Source organism: Pseudomonas sp. VEM90, assembly GCF_054611535.1.
In genome coordinates, this window is the sequence record NZ_JBTRAR010000002.1 from 262,637 (window position 1) to 280,361 (window position 17,725).

General features: G+C 61.6%; 17 protein-coding genes. 8 read left to right on the forward strand and 9 right to left on the reverse strand.

Features of this window, described 5'->3' with window-relative positions; translation table 11 throughout:
* The first annotated feature begins 74 nt into the window (after positions 1–74).
* Both ACYCCG_RS03575 and ACYCCG_RS03580 read left to right on the forward strand, forming a co-directional pair.
* The gene (locus tag ACYCCG_RS03575) at positions 75–1,721 is read left to right on the forward strand and encodes a GMC family oxidoreductase (RefSeq protein ID WP_209969019.1); all 1,647 of its coding nucleotides are present in this window, start codon (positions 75–77) and stop codon (positions 1,719–1,721) included.
* A gap of 97 nt (positions 1,722–1,818) precedes the next feature.
* Positions 1,819–3,438: an MFS transporter gene (locus tag ACYCCG_RS03580; protein WP_176682971.1), complete on the forward strand. Its 1,620-nt coding sequence runs from the start codon at positions 1,819–1,821 to the stop codon at positions 3,436–3,438.
* A gap of 177 nt (positions 3,439–3,615) precedes the next feature.
* Here the strand turns inward: ACYCCG_RS03580 and ACYCCG_RS03585 are convergent, their stop codons facing one another.
* The 4 genes from ACYCCG_RS03585 to glyQ are packed head-to-tail and all read right to left on the reverse strand — an operon-like array spanning position 3,616 to position 7,977.
* Positions 3,616–4,401: a lysophospholipid acyltransferase family protein gene (locus ACYCCG_RS03585; RefSeq protein WP_209969016.1), complete on the reverse strand. Its 786-nt coding sequence runs from the start codon at positions 4,399–4,401 to the stop codon at positions 3,616–3,618.
* A 46-nt stretch (positions 4,402–4,447) separates the two neighbouring features.
* Positions 4,448–4,975, reverse strand: a complete 528-nt coding sequence (gene gmhB / locus ACYCCG_RS03590) for a D-glycero-beta-D-manno-heptose 1,7-bisphosphate 7-phosphatase (protein ID WP_176682973.1) — start codon at positions 4,973–4,975, stop codon at positions 4,448–4,450.
* 3 nt (positions 4,976–4,978) lie between these two features.
* On the reverse strand, positions 4,979–7,033 hold the full coding sequence (gene glyS, locus ACYCCG_RS03595) for a glycine--tRNA ligase subunit beta (RefSeq protein WP_176682974.1): 2,055 nt from the start codon (positions 7,031–7,033) through the stop codon (positions 4,979–4,981).
* On the reverse strand, positions 7,030–7,977 hold the full coding sequence (gene glyQ, locus ACYCCG_RS03600) for a glycine--tRNA ligase subunit alpha (RefSeq protein WP_003253126.1): 948 nt from the start codon (positions 7,975–7,977) through the stop codon (positions 7,030–7,032). Before glyQ ends, glyS begins: the two co-directional genes overlap by 4 nt.
* 83 nt (positions 7,978–8,060) lie before the next feature.
* Between glyQ and ACYCCG_RS03605 the strand changes: the two genes are divergently transcribed.
* Together ACYCCG_RS03605 and ACYCCG_RS03610 are read left to right on the forward strand one after the other, a co-directional pair.
* Entirely contained in the window at positions 8,061–8,612 is a 552-nt protein-coding gene (locus ACYCCG_RS03605; RefSeq protein WP_209969012.1) for a DNA-3-methyladenine glycosylase I, read from the forward strand.
* A gap of 41 nt (positions 8,613–8,653) precedes the next feature.
* A complete protein-coding gene (locus ACYCCG_RS03610; protein ID WP_003253121.1) occupies positions 8,654–9,541 on the forward strand; it encodes a lysophospholipid acyltransferase in 888 nt (295 codons plus the stop codon).
* Positions 9,542–9,639: 98 nt separating this feature from the next.
* Here the strand turns inward: ACYCCG_RS03610 and ACYCCG_RS03615 are convergent, their stop codons facing one another.
* Genes ACYCCG_RS03615 through def form a run of 5 tightly spaced genes read right to left on the reverse strand, consistent with a single transcriptional unit; the run spans position 9,640 to position 14,169 of the window.
* Positions 9,640–9,954 (reverse strand): tetratricopeptide repeat protein, encoded by a 315-nt coding sequence (locus tag ACYCCG_RS03615; RefSeq protein WP_014589214.1) that lies wholly within the window; start codon positions 9,952–9,954, stop codon positions 9,640–9,642.
* Positions 9,955–9,965: 11 nt separating this feature from the next.
* On the reverse strand, positions 9,966–11,339 hold the full coding sequence (trkA, locus tag ACYCCG_RS03620; RefSeq protein WP_010951472.1) for a Trk system potassium transporter TrkA: 1,374 nt from the start codon (positions 11,337–11,339) through the stop codon (positions 9,966–9,968).
* A 23-nt stretch (positions 11,340–11,362) separates the two neighbouring features.
* Positions 11,363–12,673 (reverse strand): 16S rRNA (cytosine(967)-C(5))-methyltransferase RsmB, encoded by a 1,311-nt coding sequence (gene rsmB / locus ACYCCG_RS03625; RefSeq protein ID WP_459669449.1) that lies wholly within the window; start codon positions 12,671–12,673, stop codon positions 11,363–11,365.
* A complete protein-coding gene (gene fmt, locus ACYCCG_RS03630) occupies positions 12,670–13,602 on the reverse strand; it encodes a methionyl-tRNA formyltransferase (RefSeq protein WP_209969005.1) in 933 nt (310 codons plus the stop codon). The genes rsmB and fmt overlap by 4 nt, the downstream gene beginning before the upstream one ends.
* A gap of 60 nt (positions 13,603–13,662) precedes the next feature.
* Positions 13,663–14,169: a peptide deformylase gene (gene def / locus ACYCCG_RS03635; protein WP_003253111.1), complete on the reverse strand. Its 507-nt coding sequence runs from the start codon at positions 14,167–14,169 to the stop codon at positions 13,663–13,665.
* A 206-nt stretch (positions 14,170–14,375) separates the two neighbouring features.
* On the opposite strand from def, the gene dprA reads away from it, so the two are divergent.
* The 4 genes from dprA to ACYCCG_RS03655 all read left to right on the forward strand — a co-directional run bounded on the left by dprA (position 14,376) and on the right by ACYCCG_RS03655 (position 17,648).
* Complete coding sequence (gene dprA, locus ACYCCG_RS03640; protein ID WP_019436826.1) at positions 14,376–15,473, forward strand: DNA-processing protein DprA; 1,098 nt, start codon at positions 14,376–14,378, stop codon at positions 15,471–15,473.
* A 42-nt stretch (positions 15,474–15,515) separates the two neighbouring features.
* On the forward strand, positions 15,516–16,073 hold the full coding sequence (locus ACYCCG_RS03645; protein ID WP_014859478.1) for an L-threonylcarbamoyladenylate synthase type 1 TsaC: 558 nt from the start codon (positions 15,516–15,518) through the stop codon (positions 16,071–16,073).
* A gap of 334 nt (positions 16,074–16,407) precedes the next feature.
* Positions 16,408–16,902 carry a hypothetical protein gene (locus ACYCCG_RS03650; protein ID WP_064492537.1) on the forward strand — a complete coding sequence of 165 codons (495 nt, stop codon included), beginning with the start codon at positions 16,408–16,410 and terminating at the stop codon, positions 16,900–16,902.
* Positions 16,903–17,330: 428 nt separating this feature from the next.
* Positions 17,331–17,648: a hypothetical protein gene (locus ACYCCG_RS03655; RefSeq protein WP_020192348.1), complete on the forward strand. Its 318-nt coding sequence runs from the start codon at positions 17,331–17,333 to the stop codon at positions 17,646–17,648.
* Positions 17,649–17,725 lie beyond the last annotated feature (77 nt).

The window sequence follows — 17,725 nt, forward strand, 5'->3', positions numbered from 1 at the left end:
TCTCGTGTTTCCACCACGAAATTACTCACTAAGATGGACCGGGACAAGAATAAAAAACAGGCGCGAGGTTGCACATGCCGTCAGCCGATTCTGTCTTCGACTACGTGGTGGTAGGGGCCGGTCCCGCCGGATGCCTGCTGGCCAATCGTTTGTCCGCCGACCCTTCCTGCCGCGTGCTGCTGCTGGAGGCGGGTGGCCGTGACAATTATCCCTGGATCCACATCCCCGTCGGTTACCTCTACTGCATCGGCAACCCGCGCACCGACTGGTGCTTCAAGACCGAGGCACAGCCTGGCCTCGGTGGTCGCGCTTTGGGTTATCCAAGGGGCAAGGTGCTAGGTGGCTGTTCTTCGATCAACGGCATGATCTACATGCGGGGCCAAGCCGCCGACTATGACCATTGGGCCGCGCAAGGCAACGACGGCTGGGCGTGGAAAGATGTGTTGCCGCTGTTCAAGGCCAGCGAAAACCACTTTGCCGGCGCCAGCGAGCACCATGGCGCGGAGGGCGAATGGCGGGTCGAGCGCCAACGCTACAGCTGGCCGATCCTTGATGCTTTCCGTGATGCCGCCGAGCAGAGCGGTATTGGCAAGGTCGAGGATTTCAACACCGGCGACAACCAGGGTTGTGGATATTTTCAGGTCAACCAGCGCAGTGGTGTACGTTGGAACGCTTCCAAAGCCTTCCTGCGGCCGATCAAGGATCGCGCCAACCTCACCGTGCTGACTGGCGTGCAGGTTGACCAGGTACTGCTCGACAGCACCCGCGCAAGGGCGGTGAAGGCGCTCTGGCAAGGGGCCTGGCATGAGTTTGCAGCGCGCCGCGAGATCATCCTCTGTGCTGGGGCGGTTGGTTCACCGGGCATCCTCCAGCGCTCCGGCATCGGCCCGCGTCAGTTGCTGGAAAGCTTGGGCATTGGTGTTCGCCACGATATGCCCGGCGTTGGTGGCAACTTGCAGGACCACCTGCAACTACGCCTGATCTACCAGATCCGCAACACCCGCACCTTGAACCAGATGGCCAACAGCCTATGGGGCAAGATGGGCATGGGCCTGCGTTATCTCTACGACCGTAGCGGGCCCCTGGCCATGGCGCCGAGCCAGTTAGGCGCGTTCGTGCGTTCAAGCCCCGAACAGGCCACCGCCAACCTTCAGTATCACGTACAGCCGCTGTCACTGGAACGCTTCGGTGAGCCGTTGCATCAGTTCCCGGCCTTTACTGCCTCGGTGTGCAACCTGCGCCCGGCCAGCCGTGGGCGCATCGACATCTGCAGCACCGACATGAACAGCACGCCGCTGATCGATCCCAATTACCTCAGTGCTCCCCAGGACTTGCGGGTTGCTGCCGATGCCATTCGCCTGACCCGGCGCATCGTCCAGGCCCCTGCCCTCGCCGCTTTCGAGCCCAAGGAGTATTTGCCGGGCCCAGCGCTGCAAAGCGAGGAAGAACTGTTCGAGGCCGCTGGCAAGATCGGCACCACCATCTTCCACCCAGTCGGTACCTGTCGCATGGGCAACGGTGCCATGGACGTTGTGGATAACCAGCTGCGCGTGCATGGCATCCCCGGTCTACGTGTAGCCGATGCTTCGATCATGCCGCAGATAACTTCCGGCAATACGTGTTCCCCCACCCTGATGATCGCCGAAAAGGCGGCGCAACTGATCCTCAAAGGAGCTGCTACCCAGACCTACCTGAACCAAGACGCGTTACCGACGCCCTGACCCGGGTGCGTGCAGTACCGGCGGCTTGCGGTCAGAAGTCGCCGACAGTGGAACAACAAGAATAATCACTGTGGCCTAACGGCCGAGGACAGCAACGATGTCGGATTACATCCAAGAGCAGGATGCGGTGGCCAGCAGCCCCAGCCGCCGTGAAGAACGCAAGATCATTTTCGCGTCATCCCTCGGGACGGTTTTCGAGTGGTATGACTTTTTTCTCTATGGTGCGTTGGCAGCGGTCATCAGCAAGCAGTTCTTCGCTGGCGTGAACGATACCACCGCTTTCATCTTCGCCCTTATGGCCTTTGCTGCAGGCTTTCTGGTGCGGCCGTTTGGCGCGCTGGTGTTCGGCCGCCTGGGTGACATGATCGGGCGCAAGTACACTTTCCTGGTCACCATCGTGCTGATGGGCCTGTCCACTTTCGCTGTGGGGTTGTTGCCCACCTACGCCAGCATCGGCATCGCCGCACCGATCATCCTGGTGATCCTGCGCATGCTTCAGGGGCTGGCGCTGGGCGGCGAGTATGGCGGTGCAGCCACTTACGTGGCAGAGCATGCGCCGCCCGGCAAGCGTGGTTTACACACCGGTTTCATCCAGTCCACCGCAACGCTGGGCCTGTTGTTGTCGCTCTTGGTGGTGCTGGGTAGCCGGTATATCAGTGGCGACCAGTTCGAAACCTGGGGCTGGCGCTTGCCGTTCCTGCTGTCGATCGTGCTGCTGGCGATCTCCACCTGGATTCGCATGAGCATGCACGAGTCGCCGGCCTTTGTGAAAATGAAGGCTCAGGGCAAGGTCAGCAAGTCGCCCATCCGTGAGTCGTTCACCTCCTGGCCAAACCTGAAAGTGGTGCTTACCGCCCTGTTCAGCATCAACGCGGGGCAGGCCGTGACCTTCTACACGGCGCAGTTCTACGTTCTGTTCTTCATGACCCAGATGCTGAAAATGGACTCGGCTCAGGCCAACACCCTGCTCATCATCAGCGTTGTGATTGGCGCGCCGTTCTTCGTGTTCTTCGGCTGGTTGTCCGACCGTATCGGCCGCAAGCCGATCCTGATGCTTGGCCTGTTGCTCGCCACGGTACTGTACTTCCCACTGTTCAAGGCGCTAAGCCACTACGCCAACCCACAGATCGACGCCGCCAGCCGTCAGGCGCCGATCGTGGTCACCGCCGACCCGCAAGGCTGCACATTCCAGTTCGACCCAGTGGGCAAGGCTCGTTTCGACAGCCCGTGCGACAAGGTCAAGACCTTCCTGGTCAAGCAGGGTCTACCGTACAGCTCGGTAAGCGTGGCCGGCAGTGATGTGGTGGTGAACATCGGTGACAAGACCATCAACGGCTTTGACGAAACTGCCATGCGCACTGCAATCGAGCAGGCTGGTTACCCGGCCAAGGCTGACCCTGCGCAGGTCAACCAGGTAATGGTGGTGGTCCTGATCGTGGCGATGATCCTGATCGCGACCATGACCTATGGTCCGTTGGCGGCGGTGATGGTCGAGCTCTTCCCGACCCGCATCCGCTACACCTCGATGTCACTGCCCTACCACATTGGTAACGGCTGGTTCGGTGGTTTCCTGCCTACCGTATCGTTCGCGCTGGTGGTCTACACCGGGGATATCTTCTACGGGCTGTGGTACCCGGTGCTGGTGACCGGGATCAGCCTGGTAGTAGGGATCTTCTGTCTGAAAGAAACCAAGGATGTCGATATCGACAAAGTCTGATGCTGTCCACATGCCATAAAAAAACCGGCTGTAAAAGCCGGTTTTCTTATGCCTCAAAAAAACTTATGCACGGTTTTCAGAAAAATTTCATACATAAAAATAAATAGCAAATTCAAAGGCTTAGCTATCAATTCAAGCATTTAATCCAAAAACTGCACACAAGTTATCCACAGAAAATCATGCCATCTGCTCCTGAGGTTTTTCCTCTGCTGGCGGCAGCGATCCCATGGCCCGCTGGGTCGCTTCGTTCCAGGCTGCAGCGCGGTCGTTGAGTTCGGCGATGGCCCGTGGCCCAGTGCCGTTGGCGTACATCGGTTCGCCAATGACCACTTCGATTGTACCGGCACGCTTGCCCCAACCGGTCTTGGGCCAGAACTTGCCGGCGTTGTGGGCAATCGGCAGCACCGGCAGCCCGGCATTCACGGCAAGTGCGGTACCGCCGCGGGAGAACTTGCCGATGGTGCCGAACGGCACACGGGTGCCTTCTGGGAAAATCAGCACCCACGTCTTCTGCTTGAGCAGTTCGTCACCCTTGCTCGCCACCTGGCGCAGCGCTTCCTTGGGGTTGTCGCGGTTGATCGCGATGGGCCGCAGCATGGCCATGGCCCAGCCGAAGAACGGTACATACAGCAGTTCGCGCTTGAGCACTTGGCTTAGCGGAGAGAAGTACTGCGACAGGAAGAAGGTTTCCCAGGTGCTCTGGTGATTGGACAGAATCACGCAAGGCTCAGCTGGCACGTTCTCGGCGCCAGTGATCTTGTAGTCGATGCCCAGGATGGTGCGCACCAGAAACAGCGCGCAGCGGCACCAGTACACGTTGATGAACTTGTAGCGCTTGGGGAACGACAGGAACGGCGCGACGAAGAAGCTCAGCGAGCACCACAGCAGCGAACTGGTGCCCAGCAGCAGGTAAAAAAGAAAGATTCTGATCGCCTGCAGGATCGACATAGTGGCTTGTACCATTGCGGGGCATGCCCGCCTGTGAAAAATGCGCCAAAAGGCGCACTGTTTAAATTAGTTCTCTGGCGATAGCTGCCAGATCGTCGAAAATCAGTGTAGTTTCCGGGACACCTTTTTCCAGGGTCCGCTCGCCCTTGCCGGTCTTCACCAGCACGGGTTGTGCACCGACGGCCAGGGCGGCCTCCAGGTCACCTTTGCTGTCGCCGACGAACCAGACGCCTTTCAGGCCGATCTGGTAATGCTCGGCGATCGCCCGCAGCATGCCGGGCTTGGGCTTGCGGCAATCGCACCCTTCGTCCGGCCCATGCGGGCAATACACGATATGGCCCACCTCGCCGCCCTGCTCGGCCACCAGCGCGCGCAGGCGCGCGTGCATGGCTTCGAGGGTTGCCAGCGGGTAGTAGCCACGGGCAATGCCGGACTGGTTGGTGGCCACGGCCACCGTCCAGCCCGCCTTGCTCAACTGCGCGATCGCATCGACCGAACCGGGGATCGGCACCCATTCTTCCAGCGTCTTGATGTACGCATCGGAGTCGTAGTTGATCACCCCGTCACGGTCGAGAATCAGCAGTTTCAAGGCTTACCCCAGCAGCGAAATGTCAGCCACACCCAGGAACAGGCCGCGCAGACGGCTGAGCAGGGCATAACGGTTGGCACGCACCTTGGCGTCTTCGGCGTTGACCATGACCGCCTCGAAGAAGGCATCGACCGGGTCACGCAGGGCCGCCAGGCGGGCCAGCGATTCGCTGTACTGACGTGCCGCAGCCATCGGCTGCACGGCCTGGTCGGCCTGCTGGATGGCCGAGTACAGGGAAAACTCGTTGGCATTGTCGAAGTACTTCGGTTCGACCTGCTCGGCGATGGCACCTTCGGCCTTGCTCAGCAGGTTCGACACGCGCTTGTTCACCGCAGCCAGGGCCTCGGCTTCCGGCAGTTTGCGGAACGCCTGCACGGCTTGTACGCGCTGGTCGAAGTCCAGCGCGGAGCCTGGCTGCAGTGCACGTACCGACAGGTACGTGGCCACATCGATGCCTTCGTCTTCGTAACGCGCGCGCAGACGGTCGAAAATGAACTCCAGTACTTGCTCGGCCAGGCCGGCGGCCTTGACCTTGGCGCCGAACTGCTTGACCGCGAACTCGACCGCACCGGTCAGGTCCAGGTCCAGTTGCTTCTCGATCAGGATACGCAGCACGCCCAGAGCAGCACGGCGCAGGGCGTACGGGTCCTTGCTGCCGGTAGGCAGCATGCCGATGCCGAAGATGCCCACCAGGGTGTCGAGCTTGTCGGCGATGGCCACGGCAGCACCGGTCAGGGTCTGCGGCAGCTCGGCGCCTGCACCGCGCGGCATGTACTGCTCGTTCAGGGCCAGGGCTACATCTTCCGGCTCACCGTCGTTGAGCGCGTAGTAGTAACCGGCAACACCCTGCATTTCAGGGAATTCGCCGACCATCTCGGTGGCCAGGTCGCACTTCGACAGCAGGCCGGCACGGCCAGCGCGCTGGGCGTCGCCGCCGATCAGCGGGGCGACGAAGGCGGCCAGCCTGGAAACACGTTCGGCCTTGTCGTACACGGTGCCGAGCTGAGCCTGGAACACCACGTTCTTGAGGCGCTCGTTGAAGGTTTCCAGTGGCTGCTTCTTGTCCTGCTTGAAGAAGAACTCGGCGTCGGTCAGGCGTGGGCGCACGACCTTTTCGTTGCCTTGCACGATCTGCTTCGGATCGCGGCTTTCGATGTTGGCCACGGTGATGAAACGCGGCAGCAGCTTGCCTTCGCTGTCCAGCAGGCAGAAGTACTTCTGGTTGTCCTGCATGGTGGTAATCAGGGCTTCCTGCGGCACCTCAAGGAAACGCTCTTCAAACGAGCACACCAGCGGCACTGGCCATTCGACCAGAGCAGTCACTTCGTCCAGCAGCGCCGGCGGCACGATGGCCGTGCCTTCCTGCTGCATGGCCAGCTCGGCGGTACGCTTGCTGATCAGCTCGCGGCGCTCGGCGAAGTCGGCCAGCACGTAAGCTTTACGCAGGTCCTCGACATAGTTGGCCGGGGTGGTGATGACCACGGATTCCGGATGGTGGAAGCGGTGGCCACGGGATTCACGGCCTGCCTTCTGCGACAGAATGGTGCAGTCGACCACTTGGTCGCCCAGCAGCATTACCAGCCATTGGGTCGGGCGTACGAACTCTTCACGGCTGGTCGCCCAACGCATGCGCTTGGGGATCGGCAGGTCGTTCAGCGAATCTTCGACGATGGTCGGCAGCAGGTCTGTGGTGGCCTTGCCCGGGATGTGCTGGGAGAAGCGCAGCTTGGGGCCGCTCTGGTCGATTTCGGCCAGTTCAACACCGCACTTCTTGGCGAAGCCCAGCGCAGCCTGGGTCGGCTCGCCTTCGGCGTTGAAGGCTGCCTGCAGGGGCGGGCCGTCGATGTTGATGCTGCGGTCAGGCTGCTGCACGTCCAGCTGGCGAATCAGTACGGCCAGACGACGCGGCGCGGCGTACACCTGCTTGGCGGTGTAGTTCAGGCCAGCAGCCTGCAGGCCTTTTTCGATACCGGCCAGGAAGGCGTCGCCGAGGTTGGCGAGGGCCTTGGGTGGCAGCTCTTCGGTGCCCAGTTCTACCAGAAAATCTTGAGCACTCATTGTGCAGCCTCCAGCTTAGCCAACACTTCGTCACGCAGTTCAGGGGTGGCCATCGGGAAGCCCAGGCGTGCGCGGGCTTGCAGATAGCTTTGCGCCACGTCCCGGGCCAGGGTACGTACACGCAGGATGTAACGCTGGCGCTCGGTTACCGAGATGGCGCGGCGGGCGTCCAGCAGGTTGAAGGTGTGCGAAGCCTTCAGGACCATTTCATAGGTCGGCAGCGGCAGCTCCAGCTTGATCAGCCGGTTGGCTTCGCTTTCGTAGAAATCGAACAGTTCGAACAGCTTGTCGACGTTGGCATGTTCAAAGTTGTAGGTCGACTGCTCCACCTCGTTCTGGTGGAACACGTCGCCGTAGGTGACCTTGCCGAACGGGCCGTCGGCCCATACCAGGTCGTACACCGAATCGACGCCCTGGATGTACATGGCCAGGCGCTCCAGGCCGTAGGTGATTTCACCGGTGACCGGGTAGCACTCGATGCCGCCTACCTGCTGGAAGTAGGTGAACTGGGTGACTTCCATGCCGTTGAGCCAGATTTCCCAGCCCAGACCCCAGGCGCCGAGGGTCGGCGATTCCCAGTTGTCTTCGACGAAACGAATGTCGTGCACCAGCGGATCCAGGCCGATGGCTTTCAACGAGCCGAGGTACAGCTCCTGGAAGTTGGCCGGGTTCGGTTTGAGCACCACCTGGAACTGGTAGTAGTGCTGCAAGCGGTTGGGGTTTTCGCCATACCGCCCGTCGGCAGGACGACGGCTAGGCTGCACATAGGCGGCGTTCCAGGTTTCTGGACCCACGGCGCGCAGGAATGTAGCGGTGTGGAAAGTGCCGGCGCCTACTTCCATATCGTAGGGCTGAAGTACCACACAACCTTGAGCCGCCCAGTAGTTCTGCAGGGCGAGGATCAGGTCTTGGAAGGTACGCACGGCTGGCGTAGGCTGGCTCACGAAATTCACCTGTATCTGGGGATGCGGATGTAAAGAGCGGGAGTATAACCTGATTCGCCTCGCCCTCTACTCATTGGAGCCTTATGCCACGCTGCTTTTGGTGTACCGACGATCCGTTGTACCAGGCCTACCACGACCAGGAATGGGGAATGCCACAGCGCGACCCGGCGTTGCTCTTCGAGATGCTTTTGCTCGAAGGGTTCCAGGCGGGGCTTTCGTGGATTACCGTTTTGCGCAAACGCGAGCGTTATCGCCAGGTGATGTACGGCTTCGACCCCGTAAAGCTGGCGGCCATGAGCGACGAACGTATCGAAGAATTGATGCAGGATGCAGGCATCATCCGCAATCGCCTCAAGCTCAAGGCCGCAAGGCGCAACGCCCAAGCCTGGCTTGCTGTGGATAACCCTGCCGAATGGCTGTGGTCGTTCGTCGGCGGCTCGCCGAAGATCAACCACTTCAAGGCGCGTGGCGAGGTGCCGGCGGTTACCGATGAAGCCAAGGCAATGAGCAAGGCCCTGCAGAAAGCTGGCTTCACGTTCGTCGGTCCGACCATCTGCTACGCCTTCATGCAGGCCACGGGCATGGTCATGGACCACACCACCGACTGCGATCGCTACGCCGCCTTGTTGCGCTGAGGGGTTACAATGCGCGCCTTGCTGAAATAAGGAATTCGCCTGTGGAAAAGTTCAAAGGCGCCCTGATGGTCGGGGTGCTGCGCCTGTTTGCCAAGCTGCCCTGGGGCGCTGTGCAGCGTGTCGGCGCCGGTATTGGCTGGCTGATGTGGAAAATCCCCAACAGTTCGCGCAACGTGGTACGAATCAACCTGGCCAAATGTTTCCCGGAGATGGACCCGGTTGCCCGTGAGCAACTGGTTGGCCAGGCGCTGCGGGATATCGGTAAATCCTTTGTCGAAAGTGCCTGTGCCTGGATCTGGCCGCCGCAGCGCTCGCTGGAGCTGGTCAAGGAAGTGCATGGCCTGGAAGTGCTGGAGCAGGCTTTGGCCTCGGGTAAAGGCGTGGTCGGCATCACCAGCCACCTGGGCAACTGGGAAGTGCTGAACCACTTCTACTGCAACCAGTGCAAACCGATCATCTTCTACCGCCCGCCGAAGCTGAAGGCGGTGGATGATCTGCTGCGCGAGCAGCGCGTGCAGATGGGCAATCGCGTGGCGCCGTCGACCAAGGAAGGCATCCTCAGCGTGATCAAGGAAGTGCGCCGTGGTGGCCAGGTGGGTATTCCTGCCGACCCGGAGCCGGCGGAATCGGCGGGCGTGTTCGTGCCGTTCCTTGGCACCCAGGCGCTGACCAGCAAGTTCGTGCCGAACATGCTGGCCGGTGGCAAGGCGGTAGGCGTGTTCCTGCATGCGCTGCGGTTGCCGGATGGCTCGGGCTTCAAGGTGTTCCTCGAAGCTGCTCCGGAAGAGATGTACAGCACCGATGTGAACGTATCGGCGGCGGCGATGAGCAAGGTGGTCGAGCGCTATGTGCGTGAGTACCCGAGCCAGTACATGTGGAGCATGAAGCGCTTCAAGAAGCGCCCGGCTGGCGAGCCGCGCTGGTATTAAGCCATTCACCGCCCTCTGGTAGGAGCGGGTTTACCCGCGAATGCGATGTTGGATTCACCGACGCATTCGCGGGTAAACCCGCTCCTACAAGGGCCGAGTCAACCCGCTGCTTTGTTGAGCTTCTTCAGGAATACGGTCATCTCTTTTTCGGCCTGCTTGTCACCATGAGCCTGCGCCGCCACGATCCCGTCTTCCCACGCTTTGCGCGCCGCCGCCAGGTCGCCCTGCAACTGATAGGCCTTGCCCAGCAGCTTCCACGCTGCCGAGTATTTCGGATCCTGCTCTACACAGCGCGCCAGGTGCACCGCTGCTTCAGCGCCGTTGCCTTCATCCAGCCAGGCCTTGCCCAGGCCAAACCTCAGCAGCGGGTTATCCACACCTTTGGCCAGCATCTTCTCCAGCGATTCGCGCATGCCCTCTTCTCCTAGAAGAAACTCAAGCCGACGTGGAACAGCTTCTCCACATCGCGAATATGCTTTTTATCCACAACGAAGAGGATCACATGGTCCCCTGATTCGATCATGGTGTCGTCATGGGCAATCATCACCTCTTCATCACGGATGATCGCACCAATCGTGGTGCCCGGTGGCAGCGTGATGTCCTCGATTGCCTTGCCGACCACCTTGCTCGACTTCGAGTCCCCGTGTGCCACCGCCTCGATAGCCTCGGCTGCACCACGGCGCAGCGAGTGCACACTGACGATGTCGCCGCGACGGACGTGCGCCAGCAGGGTGCCGATGGTGGCGAGCTGCGGGCTGATGGCAATGTCGATATCGCCGCCCTGCACCAGGTCGACATAAGCCGGGTTGTTGATGATGGTCATCACCTTGCCTGCGCCCAGGCGCTTGGCCAGCAAGGACGACATGATGTTGGCTTCGTCATCGTTGGTCAGGGCCAGGAAAATATCGGCGTCGGCGATGTTCTCTTCGAGCATCAGGTCTTTGTCAGAGGCGCTGCCCTGCAGCACTACAGTGCTTTCGAGGGTATCGGAGAGGTGCCGACAACGCGCCGGGCTCATCTCGATGATCTTCACCTGATATCGGCTTTCGATGGCTTCCGCCAGGCGCTCGCCAATCTGCCCGCCGCCGGCGATGACAATGCGTTTATTAGTCTCGTCGATGCGGCGCAGTTCGCCCATCACCGCGCGGATATCCTTCTTCGCGGCAATGAAGAACACCTCGTCGTCGGCTTCGATCACCGTATCGCCACGCGGGGTGATCGGCCGGTCGCGGCGGAAGATGGCCGCCACGCGGGTGTCGACGTTGGGCATGTGCGCTCGGATCTGGCGCAACTGCTGGCCGACCAGCGGGCCGCCATAGTAGGCCTTCACTGCCACGAGTTGGGCCTTACCTTCGGCGAAGTCGATCACCTGCAGCGAGCCTGGGTGTTCGATCAGGCGCTTGATGTAATTGGTCACCACCTGCTCGGGGCTGATCAGAACGTCGACCGGGATATGGTCGTTGTCGAACAGCTCTTCGCGGGTCAGGTAGGACGATTCGCGCACCCGTGCAATCTTGGTCGGGGTATGGAACAGCGAATAGGCCACCTGGCAGGCAACCATGTTGGTCTCGTCACTGTTGGTTACCGCCACCAGCATGTCGGCGTCGTCGGCACCGGCCTGACGCAGCACCGTCGGCAGCGAACCGCGGCCCTGGACGGTGCGGATGTCCAGGCGGTCGCCGAGGTCGCGCAGGCGGTCGCCGTCGGTGTCGACCACGGTAATGTCGTTGGCTTCACTGGCCAGGTGTTCAGCCAGCGTACCGCCTACCTGCCCTGCGCCGAGGATGATGATCTTCATGCGCTACTCCCTATCCTTTGTTCTTATCCGCGCGAGGCGGCGATCTTGATCAGCTTGGCATAGTAGAAACCGTCGTGGCCGCCTTCCTGGGCCAGCAGTTGACGGCCGTGGGGCTGGCGCAGGCCGGCTTCGGTCGCCAGGTCCAGCTCACGGGCGCCCGGGGTGCGCGCGAGGAAGGCTTTGATCACTTCAGTGTTCTCGGTCGGCAAGGTGGAGCAGGTGGCGTATAGCAGCATGCCGCCCACTTCCAAGGTCGGCCACAGGGCATCGAGCAGTTCGCCTTGCAGCGTGGCCAAAGCCGGGATGTCGTCGGCTTGGCGGGCCAGTTTGATGTCCGGGTGGCGGCGAATCACGCCAGTGGCCGAGCACGGCGCGTCGAGCAGAATGCGCTGGAATGGCTTGCCGTCCCACCAGCTGGCAGTGTCGCGGGCATCGCAGGCGATCAGCTCGGCATCCAGTTGCAGGCGGTCGAGGTTTTCTCGCACGCGGGTCAGCCGCTTGGCTTCGAGATCGATGGCAACGACGTGCGCCAGGCCGGCCTCGGCCTCCAGCAGGTGGCAGGTTTTGCCGCCCGGTGCGCAGCAAGCATCGAGCACGCGTTGGCCGGGGGCCAGTTCCAGCAGGTCGGCAGCTAGCTGCGCGGCTTCGTCCTGCACGCTCACCCAGCCTTCGGCGAAGCCCGGCAGGCCACGCACATCGCAGGCTTCGGCCAGCACGATGCCATCCCGGCTGTACTGGCATGCGCTGGCGCCAATGCCGGCTTCGGCCAGCAGTGCCAGGTAGGCATCGCGGCTATGGTGACGGCGGTTGACCCGCAGAATCATCGGCGGGTGGGCATTGTTGGCGGTGCAGATGGCTTCCCACTGCTCCGGCCAGAAGGCTTTCAGCGCCTTCTGCAACCAGCGCGGGTGGGCGGTACGCACCACCGGGTCGCGCTCCATGCCGGCGAGCAGTTCCTCGCCTTCGCGCTGGGCTCGGCGCAGCAAGGCATTGAGCAGGCCCTTGGCCCACGGCTTCTTCAGCTTGTCGGCACAGCCCACGGTCTCGCCGATGGCGGCATGGGCCGGAATGCGGGTGTAGAACAGCTGGTACAGGCCGACCAGCAGTAGCGCCTGAACATCGGCATCGGCTGCCTTGAAGGGCTTTTGCAGCAGCTGTGCGGCCAGCAGGTCGAGGCGTGGCTGCCAGCGTGCGGTGCCGAACGCCAGGTCCTGGGTCAGGCCGCGGTCGCGTTCATCTACCTTGTCCAGTTGCGCCGGCAGCGAGCTGTTCAGCGAAGCCTTGCCGCTGAGCACAGCGGCCAGCGCACGGGCGGCGGCGAGGCGTGGGTTCATTGGCCCAGCACCTTGCCAGCGGCGAACTTCTCGCGGCGGCTGTTGAACAGATCACTGAAGCTCAATGCCTTGCCGCCAGGCAGTTGCAGGCGGGTCAGGCTCAGGGCTTGGTCACCGCACGCAACTACGAGGCCGTCCTTGCTGGCGGAAAGTATCTCGCCTGGGGCGCCTTGGCCTGTGGACAGGTTGGCGGCCAGCACCTTGACGCTTTCACCATCCAGAGTGCTGTGACACACCGGCCATGGGTTGAAGGCGCGGATCAGGCGTTCCAGCTCGACAGCCGGGCGGGTCCAGTCGATACGCGCTTCGTCCTTGTTCAGTTTGTGCGCGTAGGTGGCCAGGGCATCGTCCTGTACTTCACCTTGCAGCGAACCGTCAGCCAGGCCGGCGATGGCCTGAATGACTGCGGGCGGGCCCATTTCGGCCAGGCGATCGTGCAAGGTGCCGCCGGTGTCGTCGGCGCTGATCGGGGTGACTACCTTGAGCAGCATCGGGCCGGTGTCCAGGCCGGCCTCCATGCGCATCACGGTCACGCCGCTTTCGGCGTCGCCAGCTTCCACGGCACGCTGGATCGGCGCGGCACCGCGCCAGCGTGGCAGCAGGGAAGCGTGGCTGTTGATGCAACCCAGACGCGGGATATCCAGCACCACCTGCGGCAGGATCAGGCCGTAGGCGACCACTACCATCAGGTCTGGTTTCAGTGCGGCCAGTTCGGCCTGCGCATCGGCGTTGCGCAGGGTCTGCGGCTGGAACACCGGGATGTCATGGGCCACGGCCAGTGCCTTGACCGCACTTGGCATCAGCTTCTGGCCACGGCCGGCCGGGCGGTCGGGCTGGGTGTAGACGGCCACGATCTCGTAGGGGCTGTCGAGCAGGGCCTTGAGGTGTTCGGCGGCAAACTCTGGAGTGCCTGCAAAGACGATGCGCATGGAGTTCTCGCTTCAAAAAAGAAAAAGGCTTGCCGGAGCAAGCCTTCAGGAAGGTGGGGATCAGGCTTGCTGGCGGTGCTGCTTTTCCAGCTTCTTCTTGATCCGGTCGCGCTTGAGCTGCGACAGGTAGTCGACGAACAGCTTGCCGTTGAGGTGGTCGAATTCGTGCTGTACGCACACTGCCAGCAGGCCTTCGCATTCCAGTTCGAACGGCTTGCCGTCGCGGTCCTGGGCCTTGACCCGGACACGCAGCGGGCGGTCGACGTTCTCGTAGAAGCCCGGTACCGACAGGCAGCCCTCCTGGTACTGGCCCATGTCATGGGTCAGCTCTTCGACCGACGGGTTGATGAAGACGCGCGGTTCGCTGCGGTCTTCGCTGAGGTCCATGACCACAACCTGCTTGTGCACGTTCACCTGGGTAGCGGCCAGGCCGATGCCAGGGGCTTCGTACATGGTTTCAAACATGTCGTCGATCAGCTGACGCAGGGCGTCGTCGAACTCCGTCACCGGTTTGGCGAGGGTGCGCAGGCGCGGGTCCGGGAATTCGAGAATGTTCAAGATGGCCATAAGGTCAGGCAGTCACTGTGCGTTCGGTTGAAAACTGAGCACACATAATAAAGGGAAACGGGGATTTCGGCACCTGGCAAGCTCGTCTAGGGTGACTATGGGCTTGATAGCCCCCAATCAATGGACAGCTTTTCAAAGTGTTACTCACAGAGTTATCCACAGCTTGTGCCACGTAAATGGCCCTGTTTCGATCAAGGATGATCTCAATGCCCAGTCACCATTCGTCGCCCTGCCCGCCTGCCGAACTGGAGGCACGCTTACGCCTGCATCGCCTCCCCGAGGCTGGACTGCGGCGCTTTCGAACGTTGCTCGAAGCCTTCGGCAGTGCCTCCTCCGCGCTCAGTGCTCCCGCTTCGGCCTGGCGAGCGTTGGGCATTCCCCAAGCCACCATCGATGCCCGGCGCAGTGCCGAGGTACGCGATGGCGCACTGGCTGCAATGGCTTGGCTGGAGCGCCCTGGCCAGCATTTGCTGATGTGGGACGGCCCAGACTACCCAGCCTTGCTGGCAGAAATCGACGATGCCCCGCCGCTGCTTTTTGTCGCTGGCGAACCTGCCTTGCTCGATCGCCCTCAGCTGGCCATCGTGGGCAGCAGACGTGCCACACCCCCGGCGCTCGACACCGCTCGGGCATTTTCCCGCTACCTCGCGCAGGCCGGCTTCACCATTACCAGCGGGCTGGCGGTGGGGGTCGACGGTGCCGCTCATCGGGCCGCGTTGCAGGCTGGCGGCGGCACGATTGCCGTGCTCGGGACGGGGTTGCAAAAACTTTATCCACAGCGCCATCGGGACCTTGCGCAGGCGATGATCGACAACGGCAGCGCGCTGGTTTCCGAGTATCCCCTGGATGCCGGGCCGCTGCCCGGCAACTTCCCCCGGCGCAACCGCATCATCAGTGGGCTGTCGCTCGGTGTGCTGGTGGTCGAGGCGAGCCTCGCCAGCGGCTCGCTGATCACGGCGCGTCTGGCGGCGGAACAAGGCCGCGAGGTGTACGCCATTCCGGGCTCCATTCATCACCCGGGGGCCAAGGGCTGTCACCAGCTGATTCGTGATGGGGCGCTGCTGGTGGAAACTGTGGAGCAGATTCTGGAAAGCTTGCAGGGTTGGCAGAACCTGCCGCCTGCGGTTGTGGACAGGTTCGACCATCCCCTGCTTGCCCTGCTGCATGCCGCCCCCCAGACCAGTGAAAGCCTGGCCCACTGTAGCGAGCAGCCGCTGGCCGACGTGCTGGCGCAGTTGACCGAGCTGGAGCTGGAAGGCCGGGTCAGCAATGAAGCCGGGCGTTGGTTTGCCCGCGCGGGCTAAGTACACTGCTCACATGCAAGGTATATAGGCGGAGAAACAGCAATGGTGAGCAGTTTTCGTGTGCAACAAGCCGCACGTGAGATCCGGGCGGGCGCGGTGATCGCCTACCCGACGGAAGCGGTCTGGGGCCTGGGCTGCGACCCATGGAACGAGGACGCGGTGTATCGCCTGTTGGCGCTGAAGTCGCGTCCTGTGGATAAAGGGCTGATTCTGATCGCTGATAACATCCGTCAGTTCGACTTCCTGTTCGAGGACTTCCCCGAAGACTGGATCGACCGCATGAGCAGCACCTGGCCGGGGCCGAACACCTGGCTGGTGCCGCACCAGGACCTGTTGCCCGAATGGGTGACCGGGCAGCATGACACGGTGGCGCTGCGGGTCAGTGATCACCCGGTGGTGCGTGAGCTGTGCGCGCTGGTGGGGCCGTTGATTTCCACCTCGTGCAACCCTGGCGGGCGCCCGGCGGCGAAGACCCGCTTGCGGGTTGAGCAGTACTTCCATGGCCAGTTGGACCTGGTGCTGGGTGGTGCGCTGGGCGGGCGGAAGAACCCGAGTGTGATTCGCAACCTGGCAACCGGCGAAGTCGTTCGCCCGGGTTGATAGCAATCCACAGGCCTGGCTCGGGACTCGGGCCCCTGTGGGAGCGGGCGCGCCCGCGAAGAATACAACTCAGTGCCTGGCACGGGCTTCGCCCGTGTTCGCGGGCATGCCCGCTCCCACGAGGTTAGGGCCAATTCACCGCAGATTTTTCTGATTATGTCTCGAATGGCTGTCCGGTACTGAGTTTGGGAAATTTCTTACTCCCTGCGTCCACAGTCTTCACCTTCCCTGTATAAACCCCAGCCCCTAGCTTGCTAGCCATGCGTCGCACGTGCGGCGCTCGATCTTTGACGCTAGCAAGAACCGTCGCCAATCGGCGGGAGTACTGGGGAACATGCCGCTATTCGAAAATGCCGAGTACCTGATAAGGGCGAATCTTGAGCAGCTTGCGTCCAACCACCGGGTCAGGGCGGTGGAAATTGGTAGGTTCACCGCTGATCAGTTTGACGCGATCAATAGGCAGAAGGACGGGCAGGATTTGCCACAGCTTGAGGACCCAGGCATCGTTTTCATCGGTAGCCATGCCTACAGAAGCCGGGTAGTACGAGATGGTTACACCATCGATGACATGATTCTGCAGATCAAGGCAGCACTGGCTGCGACGTCGATCTGGAAAAGTGCCACGCACATGACTGCCCTTCGCAGCACGTTTGGTCGCGATGATGGCTATGGTAACGAGGTCTTCGATGAGGCGATTTTTGAACTGACGGCCCGCAAGCCCAAGGCAGAGCTCTATTCCATCATCCCGAAAGGGGATAGAAACAAGCCAAAAAATAAAGGCCGCTTAAGCGGCCTAAATGGCGGGGATGCACTCGCCCGGATAACTTGAAACTCAACCGGCGCACCAGCACATCCTCAAGCAGAAAGGCTACGCTTCCGAATCTGTACGGTCAAGCCGGGATCTTTTTCTCGCGTGCTATAGATGGGCCTTCTGTGGCTTTCTAAGTGATCAGGGTTTTCTGATTTTTGCCAAAATGTCTGTCCAGCTGGGCACTTCGGAAATATCCTACGACCCGCGTCTCCTTCCATCACCTTCTAAGTGGGAACCTCTGCCTCTAGGCTCTATCCGTCGCCGAATAACTTGGCGATCGGGTGTGGTAGCCCGGATGCATTTTTTCCATGACAGTCTATGGTGGCTGTGCGTGGGAGGCTTTCGAGCCTGCCTGGATTGGAAAATGCCCGGGTCTACCACCTCGCGTACAGTCGCCACCCATTCACGTGGTAGTGAAGGTTGGCGGCCTTGAGGAGCATTTTCCAATGATGAAGAAAATAGTCCCCGATCCACCTCTCCCATGCACCTCCACCCGCCCCTTCGGCCGCTGCGATGCCGGCCACGATCCACTCTTCACCGTCAACCCAAACATTTCTGCCGAGGACGCTCTGGTCCACGTAGCCCTGTACCTGCGCAGCGCTTACGAAACCGGCTACAAAGCTTTGGACTACATGCGTGAGGAAGGCCGTGGCATGTTCTGGTCGAACCTGCATGCGATTGAGATGGCTGAGGGTGTGATCGAGGCGATACTCGATGGCATCGAGTCGACTCCACCGCCGACAAACCGACCCTCACAGGCGTAGCGAAGCTATCGAAGCCGACGCAGTACCTGTGGGAGCGGGCTTGCCCGCGAACACCGGCAAAGCCGGTGCCATCCATC

Coding starts and splice junctions, on each gene's coding strand:
- ACYCCG_RS03575 (WP_209969019.1), top strand. CDS start 75: ATGCCGTCAGCCGATTCTGTCTTCGACTACGTGGTGGTAGGGGCCGGT.
- ACYCCG_RS03580 (WP_176682971.1), top strand. CDS start 1,819: ATGTCGGATTACATCCAAGAGCAGGATGCGGTGGCCAGCAGCCCCAGC.
- ACYCCG_RS03585 (WP_209969016.1), bottom strand. CDS start 4,401: ATGGTACAAGCCACTATGTCGATCCTGCAGGCGATCAGAATCTTTCTT.
- glyS (WP_176682974.1), bottom strand. CDS start 7,033: ATGAGTGCTCAAGATTTTCTGGTAGAACTGGGCACCGAAGAGCTGCCA.
- ACYCCG_RS03605 (WP_209969012.1), top strand. CDS start 8,061: ATGCCACGCTGCTTTTGGTGTACCGACGATCCGTTGTACCAGGCCTAC.
- ACYCCG_RS03615 (WP_014589214.1), bottom strand. CDS start 9,954: ATGCGCGAATCGCTGGAGAAGATGCTGGCCAAAGGTGTGGATAACCCG.
- trkA (WP_010951472.1), bottom strand. CDS start 11,339: ATGAAGATCATCATCCTCGGCGCAGGGCAGGTAGGCGGTACGCTGGCT.
- rsmB (WP_459669449.1), bottom strand. CDS start 12,673: ATGAACCCACGCCTCGCCGCCGCCCGTGCGCTGGCCGCTGTGCTCAGC.
- fmt (WP_209969005.1), bottom strand. CDS start 13,602: ATGCGCATCGTCTTTGCAGGCACTCCAGAGTTTGCCGCCGAACACCTC.
- def (WP_003253111.1), bottom strand. CDS start 14,169: ATGGCCATCTTGAACATTCTCGAATTCCCGGACCCGCGCCTGCGCACC.
- dprA (WP_019436826.1), top strand. CDS start 14,376: ATGCCCAGTCACCATTCGTCGCCCTGCCCGCCTGCCGAACTGGAGGCA.
- ACYCCG_RS03645 (WP_014859478.1), top strand. CDS start 15,516: ATGGTGAGCAGTTTTCGTGTGCAACAAGCCGCACGTGAGATCCGGGCG.
- ACYCCG_RS03650 (WP_064492537.1), top strand. CDS start 16,408: ATGCCGCTATTCGAAAATGCCGAGTACCTGATAAGGGCGAATCTTGAG.
- ACYCCG_RS03655 (WP_020192348.1), top strand. CDS start 17,331: ATGATGAAGAAAATAGTCCCCGATCCACCTCTCCCATGCACCTCCACC.